Source organism: Pedobacter cryoconitis, assembly GCF_001590605.1.
GTDB classification, from domain to species: domain Bacteria; phylum Bacteroidota; class Bacteroidia; order Sphingobacteriales; family Sphingobacteriaceae; genus Pedobacter; species Pedobacter cryoconitis_A.
The window spans coordinates 2,177,743-2,191,824 of the sequence record NZ_CP014504.1 but is presented as its reverse complement, the minus strand read 5'-3'; the positions used below and the strand labels follow the sequence as shown (position 1 = coordinate 2,191,824).

Genomic DNA, 14,082 nt, shown 5'->3' with positions numbered 1-14,082 from the left:
TTTTGGACTGATACGTTACTATATTAGCGAAGTTTTTATTGGACAACAAATACCCGGATATCAATTTGATCATGACACATTGGAAAAAACTGGAAGTTTACAGGCCATTACAAGCAGAAGAGATTTCTCCATCATTCAAAAAGTTCGCACATTATATAGCGGATGAGCTGTTTAAAGAGAATTTTAAACTGAAGGAATCAAAAACAGTAAAGAAATTTTATAGGTTTACTGAAGATTTTGAACAAGCCATTTATTTTGAGACCCTGAGTTCTAAAACTGATTTCAGAATAAAAATAGCTATAAAACCACTTTTTTCTGATCCTTCAATCCCATATTGGATTCTGGAAGCATTTGAAATCTCAGCAGGATTTAAAATGACTTATCCATTAACGCGGGAGTATTTGCTACTTGCTGAACATCTTGTGGAAGAAACAATAAAAAGCTTAATCCCATTCTTTGATAGCTATGATAGTTATCAAAAAGTAGTGCTTAATCATCAAAATTTATTAAATTACTATCGCACAAAAAACGGTGATATTACTCCTGAATTCGTAAGTGCTGACCTATTATTTTATGATAGTTCATTTAAAGTGAGGGATGCAGCGCTATTTAATGAATCTCATGCAAAATTCTTGAAACGAGAACTTAGTGTTTATGAACGGTTTAAAGATGATCTTAAAGCTGGAAAAGAGATTTTAGATAGAATTCAAGCGTTCAAACAGTTTCAGTTGATATTCAACGATGATAAGCGCTATAAGCAGGAAGTAGAAAAGCTCAATCAAAATTCTGTAGATTATCTAAATAGCTTTCAAAAAAAGAGGTCAAAATAGCCTTTTTTACTTTATCAGTTGTCAGTTAACAAAAAATGCTGCCCAATCTGAGCAGCATTTTTTGTTAACTGACAATATTCAGCTCAACTGGCTGATTATTGTTTTTCTACCGCATATTTATCGCTGAATTTTTTGTCCAGTTGCTTGTGCAGGTTATCCAGGTTAATATCTCTTCCCTGGATAAAAGCCTGTTCCACTTTGTTTGTTTTCATATCCAGCGCATCGCCCGCAGAGATAAAGAAAGTTGCATCTTTGCCAACCTCAATACTCCCGGTCGTTTGAGCTGTTCCCATAGCTTTTGCCGCATTCAAAGTGATTGTAGCTAATGCTTTCTCTTTATCCAAACCCCATGCTGAAACAGTTCCCGCCATAAAAGGCAAGTTGCGTTGTTGCCAGTAACCATCAATGCTTAAAACAACATTTAAACCAGCATTGGCCAGAATAGCTGCATTTTTATAAGGCATATTTACATCATCATCGTTGTTATTTGGTAATGCATGTGGCTGTTTAACCACTACTGTAATATGATTTGCCTTTAAGAAATCAATGATTAAATAAGCCTCATCTGCGCCCGTAATTACTGGTGTGATGCCAAATTTCTTTGCGAAATTAACCGCAGTAATAATGTCCTTTTGACTTTCTGCGGCAATAAATAACTTTTCTTTACCCGTAAAAACAGGTTTCATCGCTTCAAAACGTGTATTGATCACTTCAGGCTCACCCATTTCAGCATAAGCTTTTGCTTCAGCAAAGAATGAAGTTAATTGATTAATAGCAGTCTGTGTACGTTCTGCCAATACTTCTGGTGTAACCTGAGGACGACCGTAACCTTTGAAGCTGGGAGTCGTTGGCCAGCTCATATGCATTGCATCATCTTTCCGCAGCGCAGCATCTTCCCAATTCCATGCATCTAACTGTACCACAGAAGAACTGCCTGAAATTATTCCACCTTGTGGTGTCGGTTGTGCCATCAAGATACCATTGCTGCGTAAGGTTGCCGGTACTTTTGAATCTGTATTGTAAGCTACAATAGAGCGGATATGAGAATTATAATCACCGATCTCTGCAAAATCAAGTGTTGCTTTTACAGCTTCAATCTCTGTTAATCCTAAATTTGTTGTTGCTGCAATAAAACCCGGATAAATATGTTTTCCACTCGCATTTATACGCAATATATCGCCTTGGGGAACTTGTCCGCTGGCAGCTACTGCTATAATTTTTCCGTTCCCAAAAAGAAGTGTTCCGTTTTCAATGACTGTGCCGTTCCCAACATGTATTATTGCTCCGGTTATCGCTATGGTCTTACTTTGTTTTTTCGCCGGTGATATATTGGCCTGTGCAAAACACATCAGGCTTGATGCCGATAAAGCCAGGCTAAATAGATATGTTTTCATCTTAGTGTGCATGTTCTGATTCGTTTAATTCTGCTGAATAGTTCTCTAAAGTTTCGCAATTGTAAAGACGTGGAGCAATTCCCTGTGCACGTTGTGTACCCGAACCGCTGCTTTTGCTCTCTAACATCTTTTGAATTAAACGTGCTTTTTCAGTTTGCTGAGTTTTGATAACCAATGCATCTTTTTCTATATCCCAATAAGCAACGCCATCTACAAAAGTCTTTTCAGCTTTCGCGTAGATAGAAAGTGGATTGTCTGACCAAATGACCAAATCAGCATCTTTACCAACTTTTAAACTTCCAACCTGTTTATCAATATGGAGCATCCTGGCAGGATTTAAGGTCACAAATTTAAAAGCTTCCTCTTCAGGAACATTGCCATATAAAACAGCCTTGCCTGCTTCCTGGTTTAAATGTCTCGCCATTTCTGCATCATCAGAATTGAAAGCAGTTGTAATCCCTACATTATGCATGATCTTTCCATTGTAAGGAATAGCTTCTGCTACTTCGTTTTTATAAGCCCACCAATCAGAAAATGTTGAGCCAGCAATACCATGCGCTTTCATTTTGTCGGCAACTTTATAACCTTCTAAAATATGCGTGAATGTATTGATCTTGAAACCCAGGCTATCTGCAACATGGATCAGCATATTGATTTCGCTTTGCACATAAGAGTGACAGGTAATGAAACGCTTGTTCTTTAGAATTTCAACTATAGCGTCTAATTCCAGATCACGGCGGACGTTATTTTCCTTCACAGCGATTGCTTTTTCATACTCTTTTCCACGTGTAAATTCATCTGCAAATGTCTGTTCAACACCCATACGTGTTACTGGGAAACGTGCACCAGTACCAAAATTACTCTGCTTTACGTTTTCACCCAGTGCAAACTTGATAAAACCATCAGCATCTGCAAACTTTAATTCTTCGGGTGCTTTGCCCCAACGTAACTTAATCAACTGAGACTGACCACCAATTGGATTTGCAGAACCATGTAAAATATGAGAAGTCGTTACACCTCCTGCCAGCTGGCGATAAATATTCACATCTTCCGAATTGATAATATCCGCAATACGAACCTCCGCAGAAACAGACTGTGCACCTTCATTGATACCACCGCTGCCTGCAATATGCGAATGCTCATCAATAATTCCCGCAGTTACATGTTTGCCCGTTGCATCAATAACTTTTGCATGGCCTGCATTCAGGTTTTTACCTACTGCTTTGATTTTTCCATTTTCCAGCAATACATCTGCATTTTGCAGGATGCCTTCTTTTTCATTTGTCCAGACTGTCGCATTTTTAATCAGCACATTTTCTGCTTTTGGCAATTCTGTATTTCCAAAAGCGCCAAAGGGATAGATTACCGGGCCCATAGCTAAAGTGGATTTTGGCTCTTCCTTTTTAGGTGTTTCTTTAGCTGCGTCTTTGTAAGTTGCTGTAAACCTGCCTGAAGTTCCTTCCGGAAGTACTGCTTCACCTTTGAATACCAGGGGAGAAGCAGCAGTTAAAAATCCACTTAAGCGGACATTACCTGCTGGATTCTTTTTTAAATTGAAGTTGATACTTATCCAATCGCCATTTCTTGCAAAAGCAGCGGTAGCTTTAACGCTATCTACACCAACTCTTTCAATTGCTGCGACCGAACCGCCTGATGCTCCGGTGATTTTTAAGGTTAAAGCACCTAAACCGTCGATATTTAAATTATAATTTCCACGGATATCAGTGACGTCGATTTTATTAATAATAAAGCGTTTTCCCTGTACCCAGTTTTCAAAAATAATATTCTCCTTTTTAAACAAGTTATCGGATGAAATCAGGAAGTTAGCCACTTTACCTTTTTCAAGTGAACCTACTTTATCACTGATCCCTAAAAGAGAAGCTGGAATTTCGGTGATGGACTGTAAGGCTTGTTTCTCAGTCAGGCCTTTTTCAATTGCAAGGCGGATATTCGCCCAGAAATCACGTGTGTTTTCCAAACCGAATGATGTCAATGCGAATTTAATCCCTGCCTTTTCTAAAGCAGCTGCATTGGCAGGAGCCATTTCCCAGGCTTTCATTTGGGTCAGTGTTAAGTTTCTTGCTTCCGAAGGATCTTCTACATCGTAAGCTTTAGGGAAATTCAACGGGATAATTAAGCTTGCTCCAGTTGCTTTAACTTCTTGAATACGCTGATATTCATCACCTGTAGATTTGATCATATATTGTTTGCCAAACTCTTTTCCGATTTTATCGGCACGAAGGATATTAGCCCAGCCATCCACCTCAAAAAGCTGGGGGATATTTTGTTGTTTCCCAAATTCTTCCAGCGAAATATTATATTCCTCTTTCTGCTTGCCATACCACTGTGCATCGTAATAAGTTTGACGCAATAAAGCAATTGAACCCATTAAAGAGGTGGGATAATCGTTTGAAGACGTCCCTTTGCTGAATGAATAGTTAGCCGCAGTCTGATCTTTCAGAAATATGGTGTTGTCAGCGCCATCATTTAAAGTCACTGCCGCAGAAATTCCGCGTGCAATTCCATCACGGTTAATCACATTGACACTCCCGAAACCAGCTTTCCGTAAGTCATCTGCTTTTTTGCTGTCCACAGAGAAAATGTTTTTTACCTGTGTTTCTGGTCTGATGGCTTCGTTCCATCCATAAGCACCTTTTTTAGTAGAAATAAAAATGGATTGACGTGTCGCACGCGGTTGCAAAGTGGCTTCAGGTAAGCCATAACCCGTAAATGCATCGACTAAAGAAGGGTAAATGAAATTTCCTTTCAGGTCAATAATCACGTACCCTTTAGGAACGGCAAGGCCAGATCCAACAGCTTGTATAGTTTGGCCTTTTATTAATAGGGTGGCATTGGTAAGAGTTTGGCTGGAGTTGACGACTATTGTTGCGTTGGTAAATGCAAACTGGCCTGGTCTGGTGTCAAAAGAACCATTAACAGGATAGGTGGTTTGCTGTGCAAAAAGGATTGCAGCATAAAATACCAGCACAACGGCGAGTAAAAGTTTCTTCATAATAGATTAAGGGGTTAATTAATTTAAAAATAATATAAATTAATAACCAACACACTTAATCACTCAATTTTTACAATTCAACAGACCTGTAAATATCGATCATTACACTAATTAATTATTATAGCAGCAAAAGCTGATCTGGAACTGTATTTACCGGATATTGTGAAAGTATCGATATATAGACTTACTTTAAGGAGATAATATTACGACATTAGAACCAAGAGCCATTTTATGAAAATTTCCAGAGACGATCCCTTTAACCTGAATCTTTGTATCAGAGGATTAGGAGTTCTAACCACTTACATGCATTCTGATATTTATGAATACATCTATTATTTTACATTCAAAAAGGTAATGAAATCTTATGCAAAGGATTTCAAAGATGCATGGGAACAATATTTGGATGAAGATAAGTTTTTTGAAAAGATAGAAGATCCTTTTGTTCAGAATGCGCTTAAAACTCAGTTCAAGCTCATGGAGTTTAAATTGGAACTGATCCGGAGATTTGGGTTTACAGAAACTGAAGATCTGGAAGATGCTGACATTATTATACAAGCACAGCGTTTTAAACCTTATGTCCTGATTTATAAAAAGGCGAAAAGTTATAAAAAGTTAAAGCTTTATTATGAACGGACCTTGGAGGGGATTATCGCATGTTTGTATAGTTATGCTGCTGCAATCACTGTGCAGCGGTATAAAATTCCGTTGGTATTTAAAAGACAATTTAATTCTCCTGATCAGAGCTGGTCGAGACTGCTGAATACAGATGATAATAATGTGGAACTTTTAAAGCAGGTGATCAGTGGATTAAAAGAAGATCTGGATCAGTTGAGAATGTTACTGAAAAAGTAAAAATTACTCATTTTTGAGACTAATAGGGGTATTTCTGTTTCGTTCGTTTAAATTATAAGTGTTAAATATACACTGTTGATTATATAATTTAAATTATGAAACTTACAAATTTTAAGGTGGTGATTATTTTCCTGTGCCTTACACCTTTGATGACATTTGCGCAAAGTAGCGGACAAAGAAAAAGTGATCTGGTTGTGGTACTGATCAAAAAATATATTACTGAAAAGACTCCGGAAAAGATTTATGCGCTGGGCAGTAAAAACTATAAAGCTTCAATTAGTGAAGGAAACCTAACTGATTTTATAGTAAAAAACGCTTATATCCTGGGAAAAATAAAGGCATCTTCTTTTATCAGCGCTAAAAAAAATGAATGCAAATATAAACTGGAGTTTGAAGCTGGAAGTGTAGAACTTTCTTTCTCGCTTGATCAAAATAATAAATTAGACAAACTCTCTTTTTCACCTTTTGAACCTGTTGTTACTAAAAAGACTGCATTGGTTCCTTCTTCCAATCCTTTGAAATCGAAACTGGACAAAGAAGTTGATACGCTGGCAAGAAAATATATTCAAAATTCAAATACTGTAGGCTTAAGCATTGGTATTCTGAAAGATGGAAAGACATATACTTATGGATATGGTACTACACAAAAAAGCAATGGGGTGGTTCCTGATGCAAATACTATTTTTGAAATAGGTTCCATTAGCAAAACGTTTACTGCTCAATTACTAGCGTACTATGTGAACGAAGGGAAAATCAGTTTAACAGATCCGGTTACGAAATATCTGCCGGATTCAGTAGCGGCAAATTCTGAACTCCAGCAAATAAAGATTGTAAATTTAAGTAACCATACTTCTGGATTAGTTCGTTTACCTGACAATATGATCAGCAAAAATCTAGAGGCTGCGAATCCTTATAAAAACTATACTAAGGATTTGTTATTCAGTTATTTGAAGTCGTATAAGTTGGTTTCTGTGCCGGGCGGGACTTATAGCTATTCCAATATTGGAACCGGGCTTCTAGGTGTAATCTTAGAGCGGATCAGCGGTAAAACTTATGAGCAGCTAGTGAAAGAAATTATAACTGATCCTTTAAAAATGAACAGCACATTCCAGCACCTGACTCCTGAATTGGCAAAACGCTTTACGAAAGTATATAACAAGGAGACTAAGGAAGTTAAAGCCTGGGATTTCGATGTCCTTGTTGGTGCCGGAGGTCTTCGATCTACTGTCAATGATATGTTGATTTATGCGGCTAATAATATTGAAAGTAAAAATCCAGATTTGGCAAAAGCATTTGAACTTACCCATCAGGTTACTTTTTCAAAAGAACCTATGGTTGGTTTGGGCTGGCACATCATGAAGCCTGCAGCGGATACTTATTATTGGCATAATGGTGGAACTGGAGGAAGCAGAAGTTTTATCATTATCAATATCAATAAAAAGACGGCTGTAGTTGTACTTTCTAATTCGGAGGTTGAAACTGATAGCGTAGGTGTAGGGATTATAGAAAAATTATAGTGCTGTAAATAACCGGTGAGGAACCTCACCGGTTATGCATTTATTAATTTAAAATCAAAGTCTGTTTTCTATCAGGGCCTACAGAAAGGTATTTAATAGGCACATCCAGCTGTTCTTCCAGAAAACTTATATAAGTTTTCAGTTTTGCGGGTATCTGGTCCGTTGAAGTTATACCAGTTATATCTTCTTTCCAGCCTTCAATTTCCTGTAAAACAGGTATAGGAATGATAGAACTTATATCATAAGGCATATAATCAATGGCTTCCCGCTGGTAATGATAGTGTGTACAGGCATAGAGCTGCTCAAATCCACTCAGTACATCTGCTTTAGTCATCACCAGCTGTGTGACTCCATTAATCATAATAGCATATCTCAATGCAGGCAGATCAATCCATCCTGTACGTCTGGATCTTCCGGTTATCGCCCCAAACTCGTGCCCTTTAGTACGTAATGCTTCACCTGTTTCATTCGTAAGTTCAGTAGGGAAGGGGCCACTGCCTACTCTTGTGCAATAAGCTTTGAAAACGCCAATTACTTCACCAATTTGGTTAGGTGCAATACCCAATCCTGTGCAGGCACCAGCAGTAGTGGTGTTTGAAGAAGTCACAAATGGGTAGGAACCAAAATCAATATCCAGCATCATACCTTGTGCGCCTTCAGCCAATACCTTTTTACCTTGTTTTATATAGTCATTGACTACATGCTCTGAATCCACTAATGGAAACTGGCAAATCAAATCCAGTGCTTCGAAAAATGCATTTTCCTGTTCACTGAAGTCTATCACTTCATCATATAAGGATTGTAGTATAGCTTTGTGTTTGTTAACCAGTTTTTCATAACGCTGCTTAAAGTCTGGTAAAGTGAAATCACCAATGCGTAAACCGTTACGGCCGGTTTTATCCATATATGCAGGTCCAATTCCTTTTTGTGTAGAACCAATTTTGCTATCGCCCATTCTTTTTTCAGAAGCGGTATCCAGCAGCAGGTGTGTAGGTAAGATCAGATGTGCTTTTTTTGCAATCATCAACTTTTTCTTTGCAAATAAATCATGTCCTGCTTCTTTTAAATTGTCCAGTTCCCTTTTTAAAGCAACCGGATCGATAACCACCCCATTTCCAATCAGGTTCATCGTGTTCTCAAAGAATATGCCCGAAGGAATTGTATTCAGTACAAACTTTTTGCCTTCAAATTCCAGGGTATGTCCAGCATTCGGGCCTCCCTGAAAACGGGCAATCAAATCATAATCCGGACTTAAAACATCCACAATTTTTCCTTTACCTTCGTCGCCCCATTGGAGGCCTAATAAAACATCAACAACCATTATCTATTATTTTTTGTTGAAGCAAAGTTGTGGATAACCGGGGAGGTGTCAATTGCCAAATGGCAAAAAAACAAATTAGTAATTTTTTCTGATACGGCTCAGCGAGGATGCTGTAATTCCAAGATAGGAGGCCAGCATGGAAAGTGGGGCGCGGTTAGCCAGGCCAGGGTAATGGTCAAGAAAATGCAAATAACGGGTTTGCGCATCCTGAACCAGCATATTACTGCTTGCTCTCATTTTGTTTTCCATCACATACGAAGTGATCTTTGAAAAGAGATTGCTCCAACCGGTAATTGTATTGGAAAGCTCTTCAAAACCTGCTTTGGAAAAGACCAGCAGGGTAGAATCTGTCACTGCTTCAATATATTCTGCAGTAGGTATTTCATCACGAAAGCTGTTGATGTCGGCTATAAAGCGATTTTCATAAACAAAATAACGGGTATAACTTTCACCAGCTTTATCATAATAACAGACTCTGAATACACCGTCGGTAATATATCCTATTTTATCTGCTATTTGACCAGCTTGTGAAAAGTATGCCCCTTTTTTTATTGTTTTTGGTTTTACTTTGGATTGAATCATTGCAATCTGCTCCTGACTGAGGTGTCCAAACTGAAGGAGGTAGTTAATTAATTCTTCCATATCCAAAGTTAATCAGTCTTGGTTAAAGAAGAATTGCCATTTGGCAAAAAGTGTGGAGATATAGCGTTAAAAATCTTTATATGAATTTCTTATTTATTTTTTTTATTCACAATTGTGATATTTATTACCTTTTAAATGTAAAACAGGAGTAGCTTGACCTAAATCATTAAGAATTATGTTAGCTATAACAAATAAATACATTGATCCATTATCAGATTTTGGATTTAAACATCTTTTCGGCGGTGAGCCTAATAAAGAAGTCATGATTGACTTTTTGAACGCACTGTTCGACGGAGAAAAGCATATTATTGATATTGTTTACAACCCAACTGAACTTGCAGGTGATGACAAGGATCAAAAAAAGATCTGCTTCGATTTGCTGTGTACGGGAAATCAGGGGGAGCAATTTATTGTGGAGATGCAGCGGGCAGCCCATGATAATTTTGAAGACCGCTGTATTTTTTATCTGAGCAGGCTGATTCACCAGCAGAAATCAATAGGCAAGGGGAACTGGAGAGTTAAATTGAAAGAAGTTTTTCTGATTGCAATTCTGGATTTTAAGATGAAAAATTGCCTGAGTGATCATTACTTGCAAAGTATTTCACTGGTCAATACAGGTACAGGTAAAATATTCCACAATGGACTGGGATTTAAGTTTTTGGAACTTCCTAAATTTGAGAAGAAAGAAGAAGAACTGAAGAATCAGCTGGATAAATGGGTTTATATGCTTAAACACATGCACAGTCTGAATAATATTCCTAAGTATCTGGATAAACGTATATTTCAAAAAATATTTAAAATCGCCGAAATGAGTAGACTATCGCCAGAACAAGAACTTTTATATATATCGGCTTTACAGAAAGAAGAAGATGAAGAAGGCCTGTTTGAATGTTTAAAAGAAAGAGCAGAAGAAGAAGGGAGAGAGAAAGGGATAAAACAAGGGGTAATACAAGGGGTAATACAAGGGATAAAACAAGGGAAAGAAGAGGGGAAGGAGGAAGGGATAAAAATGGGAAGAGAGGAAGGTAAAGAGGAAGGATTAGAAATAGGAATGGAAAAAGGGAAGTATGAAACTGCCGTTGCCATCGCAAGAAAAATGAAAGAGGAAAAATTTGATATTGATAAAATTGCAGGATTTACTGCGCTCCCTGTTCAGGTAATAGAAAGGCTTTAAACGTAAATAAGAGGGGGTAACCTCCCTCTTATTCTTAATGTGCATTTAAAAAAGCCCTTAAATAATTACTACAAGTCTTTTCCCATCTGTGATTTTGCTGCCCCAGACTTTTTCAATATCATGAATCGGAACTGTGGTTACCTCCATTTTTAGTTGCTGATTTGCTGCAAGGCGAAACATTTCCGGAAGAATCTCTTGAAAAAGCAAGCCGACCTCTTCTTTTGTCCAGCTTCCCAAACCGGAGCCGGAAAGCTGGAGGTCAATGCTGCGAAGTATTTGTGAGGATAAATTGATGGTGTCTCCCGACATCGAGCCTATAGATACATATCTGGTACGGGCAGAGAAAGTTCCGTTGCCTTTTAAGGAAGAGAGAATCAGTTCTGCGGAATGTCCCCACAAATAGTCGATAACGACGTTAATAGGTGTTATTGCGTGTATCTTTTTTAACTGGTCAACAAAAGAAACATCGTCCTGATTCAGGGAGATGATCTGATCTGCTCCAAGGGCAGGTAAAGTCTTCAATATTTCCTCATTTCTTCCGGTTACAATGATCTTTCCTGCGCCATAATATTTTGCAAGCTGAATGGCCATTTTACCAGTAAAACCAGTCGCACCATTGATTAAAACTGTTTCCCCAGGCTGTAATCCGGCACGGAAACGCAATGCCAAAGCTGAACCCATAGCTGCATTTGGCATTGCTGCGGCAGTAGCGTCATCCAATCCATCGGGTACAGGTGAAGACCATTCTTTTAAAAATGTTGCTTGTTCTGCCATCGTACCAGAAGTACCAACACCATAAACGCGCTGTCCGTTTGGTAAGGTTCCAACTCCGTCGGTACCTACTATTTGTATCTTAGCTGTTTTTTCTGAAGAATAATGCTTGCCACTGGCTTTTAATTTATCCAGGTTTTTGATAGATACGGCTTTTACCTGCACTAAAATTTCATGATCGTGCTGAACCACTGGTTCAGGTATTTCTGCATATTGAGGTATTTCTCCTGCCTGATATATTATTGCTGCTTTCATAGTTTATCAATTTATACAGCAAATTTACGGCTGCACTACTCAGTCCGCGATAACATTTGTTATCAAATGAAATCAGGACTTCTCTTTGATAAGCTGGCTTTTAATACGGCTGAGATGAACGGAACTTACGCCTAAATAGGATGCTATATAATGCTGAGGTACCCGCTGAATGATCATTGGCTTTTCCTGCATCAATGCCTGGTATCGTTTTAACGGAGAATCTCTGAGAAAAGAAAAAAAATGGTTCATGTAGTGAAACATCCGGTCGAATAAGCTATTGATAAATTCGTTTTTCAATTCTTGTACGTTTTCCAGTTCTGACAGTATTTTTTCCAGATCCTGTTTACTGATATACCAGAGTATGCACGGCTCAATAGTTTCTATGTTGAGCATACTTGGTATTCCTTTTTTCAGGCTTTCTATGGAAGCCACCGTCTCATTTTCAAAAAAGAATTGCGTGGTGAGATCCTTGCCATCATTATTAAACCAGACACGAATACAGCCTTTCTCAATAAAGAATATCTTTTTTGCAAGTTCGCCTTCTTCAAGCAAGGTTGTTTTTGCCGGGACTTTCAGTTTTTTAAGACAACCCGAAAATCCGGCAAACTGACTATCGCTCATCCGGAATTTTCTCTTTAATTGTTCAAGCATACACTGTTTTTTGCTGAATATCCGGAATTTATTTCAAACAAAACATGAACTTAATATCCTGTCTATAACAATAAGAGTTGATGTTATCACATCCTTGCTAGCCAACATTCATTAAAGAGATATTCTTAGAGCTTGTAGCAGCAGTATTGATTCAAGTCTTTTAAGAATAGGTCAATTGCGTTTAAATGCTGTAGGTGTGCTTAAAAAAATGTAATCTATAAATTGGGTAAAATTAAAGTGAACAATTAACGGTGTTAAGCTAATTTTAGCTGGTTTTATTTTCTACATTGCAAAACTGTTCTTTGCATGTTACATCAAACGGAAATGGTTATACTTAATTGTAGATTAATAGGGAATCGTGTGTAAATCACGAACTGTCGCGCAACTGTAAGTAACTAAAAAAGGTTTTCATTTAAAAAATATCCACTGTTCTACCCATAGAATGATGAAAATCGTTACAAGTCAGGAGACCTGCCTATTCCGAATGGACAATGCTTTCGCGATTCGAAGCCTTTAGTCTGAAAGATGTTTATTCATACATGAAAAAATACGTCCCTGGTATTCAGGTGCTGGTATTGCCGTGTATTTTTATTCCTCCTTTTTTTTTGAAATCTTCCCGTCAGCAGCATTGTATTAAAAATCTAAGAACATTTTAACCGAAGCTAATTTTTCTAAAAAAACTGACAATGCAAACAAACAATCTTAAATTCCAACTTCCTGTTTTAAATAAACTTGGTTATACATGACAACAGAAGAAAAAATCGATCAATCGGAAACGCATGTTTTTAAAGTGGTATTTCCTGATACGACCAATCATCACAATACGATGTTCGGCGGAAGAATATTAATGATGATGACCGAAACGGCATTTATGACTGCTACCCGGTTTTGCAGGAAGAGTTTTGTACTGGTAAGCAGTGGTCAGATAGATTTTAAAAAGCCTATTCCTGCTGGTTCCATGGTTGAATTGGTCGGCCGGGTGCAGTATATTGGCAATACCAGTATCACCATTCAAGTAGAAGTTTATTTAGAAAAAATGAGGGAAGAGTTCAGGGAGAAAGTTGTCTGCGGTGCTTTTACATTAGTAGCGATTGATGAGGATAATAAGCCTGTTTTAATCCAGTAAATTTTTAATTAACCCGGCTTTGGACCCGGGTTAATTTTTAAAAACTAATGTTATACGAGTTTTTTATTTCTGCCATTGCAAAAGTACTGTGTGTACTTCCTATACTTTTAACAGACCCCAATTTGTTGAAAACAAAATCCTGGTAATGTTTCATATCCCTGGCATAAACCTTTAAGATAAAATCAAAATCCCCCGAAATATTATAGCATTCCACAACTTCATCGATCTTTAAAATATCTTCTACAAACTGATGGCCTATTTTTCTATCATGTTGTTTAAGCTTGATATTGCAAAAAACAATAAATCCCTGGTTAAATTTTTCGGGGTCAAGTATCGCAATATACTTCTTAATATATCCATTACTTTCCAACCTTTTCACGCGCTCAAAAACAGGAGATGGTGATAAACTTACTTTGGCAGCAAGCTCTTTTATTGTGTAATTTGAATTGTTACCTAATATCTTTAATAGTAATAAATCTGTGCCGTCCAGTTCTTCCATAGAATAATTTCCCTTAGTGATATCAAAAATAATCACT

The 14,082-nt window shown here is 37.6% G+C and carries 12 protein-coding genes and 1 riboswitch; of the genes, 5 read left to right on the top strand and 7 right to left on the bottom strand.

Going from position 1 to position 14,082, the window contains the following annotated elements:
* Window positions 1-71 precede the first annotated feature (71 nt).
* A complete protein-coding gene (locus AY601_RS09400; protein WP_068399737.1) occupies window positions 72-830 on the top strand; it encodes a hypothetical protein in 759 nt (252 codons plus the stop codon).
* Between the two features lie 95 nt (window positions 831-925).
* Here AY601_RS09400 and AY601_RS09395 read toward each other — a convergent pair whose 3' ends face one another.
* Window positions 926-2,224 carry an amidohydrolase family protein gene (locus tag AY601_RS09395; protein WP_068399734.1) on the bottom strand — a complete coding sequence of 433 codons (1,299 nt, stop codon included), beginning with the start codon at window positions 2,222-2,224 and terminating at the stop codon, window positions 926-928.
* A gap of 1 nt (window position 2,225) precedes the next feature.
* Window positions 2,226-5,237: an amidohydrolase family protein gene (locus AY601_RS09390; RefSeq protein WP_068399731.1), complete on the bottom strand. Its 3,012-nt coding sequence runs from the start codon at window positions 5,235-5,237 to the stop codon at window positions 2,226-2,228.
* A gap of 231 nt (window positions 5,238-5,468) precedes the next feature.
* On the opposite strand from AY601_RS09390, the gene AY601_RS09385 reads away from it, so the two are divergent.
* Window positions 5,469-6,089, top strand: coding sequence for a hypothetical protein (locus tag AY601_RS09385; protein WP_157287808.1), 621 nt, complete (start codon window positions 5,469-5,471; stop codon window positions 6,087-6,089).
* Between the two features lie 95 nt (window positions 6,090-6,184).
* Complete coding sequence (locus AY601_RS09380) at window positions 6,185-7,606, top strand: serine hydrolase (protein ID WP_068399725.1); 1,422 nt, start codon at window positions 6,185-6,187, stop codon at window positions 7,604-7,606.
* 43 nt (window positions 7,607-7,649) lie between these two features.
* Here the strand turns inward: AY601_RS09380 and AY601_RS09375 are convergent, their stop codons facing one another.
* Window positions 7,650-8,927, bottom strand: coding sequence for an adenylosuccinate synthase (locus tag AY601_RS09375; protein ID WP_068399721.1), 1,278 nt, complete (start codon window positions 8,925-8,927; stop codon window positions 7,650-7,652).
* A gap of 75 nt (window positions 8,928-9,002) precedes the next feature.
* Complete coding sequence (locus AY601_RS09370) at window positions 9,003-9,569, bottom strand: Crp/Fnr family transcriptional regulator (RefSeq protein WP_068399719.1); 567 nt, start codon at window positions 9,567-9,569, stop codon at window positions 9,003-9,005.
* 175 nt (window positions 9,570-9,744) lie between these two features.
* Between AY601_RS09370 and AY601_RS09365 the strand changes: the two genes are divergently transcribed.
* Window positions 9,745-10,743 (top strand): Rpn family recombination-promoting nuclease/putative transposase, encoded by a 999-nt coding sequence (locus AY601_RS09365; RefSeq protein WP_068399716.1) that lies wholly within the window; start codon window positions 9,745-9,747, stop codon window positions 10,741-10,743.
* A 57-nt stretch (window positions 10,744-10,800) separates the two neighbouring features.
* Here AY601_RS09365 and AY601_RS09360 read toward each other — a convergent pair whose 3' ends face one another.
* Together AY601_RS09360 and AY601_RS09355 are read right to left on the bottom strand one after the other, a co-directional pair.
* Entirely contained in the window at window positions 10,801-11,769 is a 969-nt protein-coding gene (locus AY601_RS09360) for a quinone oxidoreductase family protein (protein ID WP_068399713.1), read from the bottom strand.
* A 72-nt stretch (window positions 11,770-11,841) separates the two neighbouring features.
* Window positions 11,842-12,420: a Crp/Fnr family transcriptional regulator gene (locus AY601_RS09355; RefSeq protein WP_068399710.1), complete on the bottom strand. Its 579-nt coding sequence runs from the start codon at window positions 12,418-12,420 to the stop codon at window positions 11,842-11,844.
* Between the two features lie 308 nt (window positions 12,421-12,728).
* A riboswitch (cobalamin riboswitch) is annotated at window positions 12,729-12,914 on the top strand.
* A gap of 248 nt (window positions 12,915-13,162) precedes the next feature.
* Here AY601_RS09355 and AY601_RS09350 point away from each other — a divergent pair.
* On the top strand, window positions 13,163-13,546 hold the full coding sequence (locus tag AY601_RS09350; protein WP_068399708.1) for an acyl-CoA thioesterase: 384 nt from the start codon (window positions 13,163-13,165) through the stop codon (window positions 13,544-13,546).
* A gap of 37 nt (window positions 13,547-13,583) precedes the next feature.
* Here AY601_RS09350 and AY601_RS09345 read toward each other — a convergent pair whose 3' ends face one another.
* Window positions 13,584-14,045 carry an Lrp/AsnC family transcriptional regulator gene (locus tag AY601_RS09345; protein ID WP_068399705.1) on the bottom strand — a complete coding sequence of 154 codons (462 nt, stop codon included), beginning with the start codon at window positions 14,043-14,045 and terminating at the stop codon, window positions 13,584-13,586.
* Window positions 14,046-14,082: the final 37 nt, after the last annotated feature.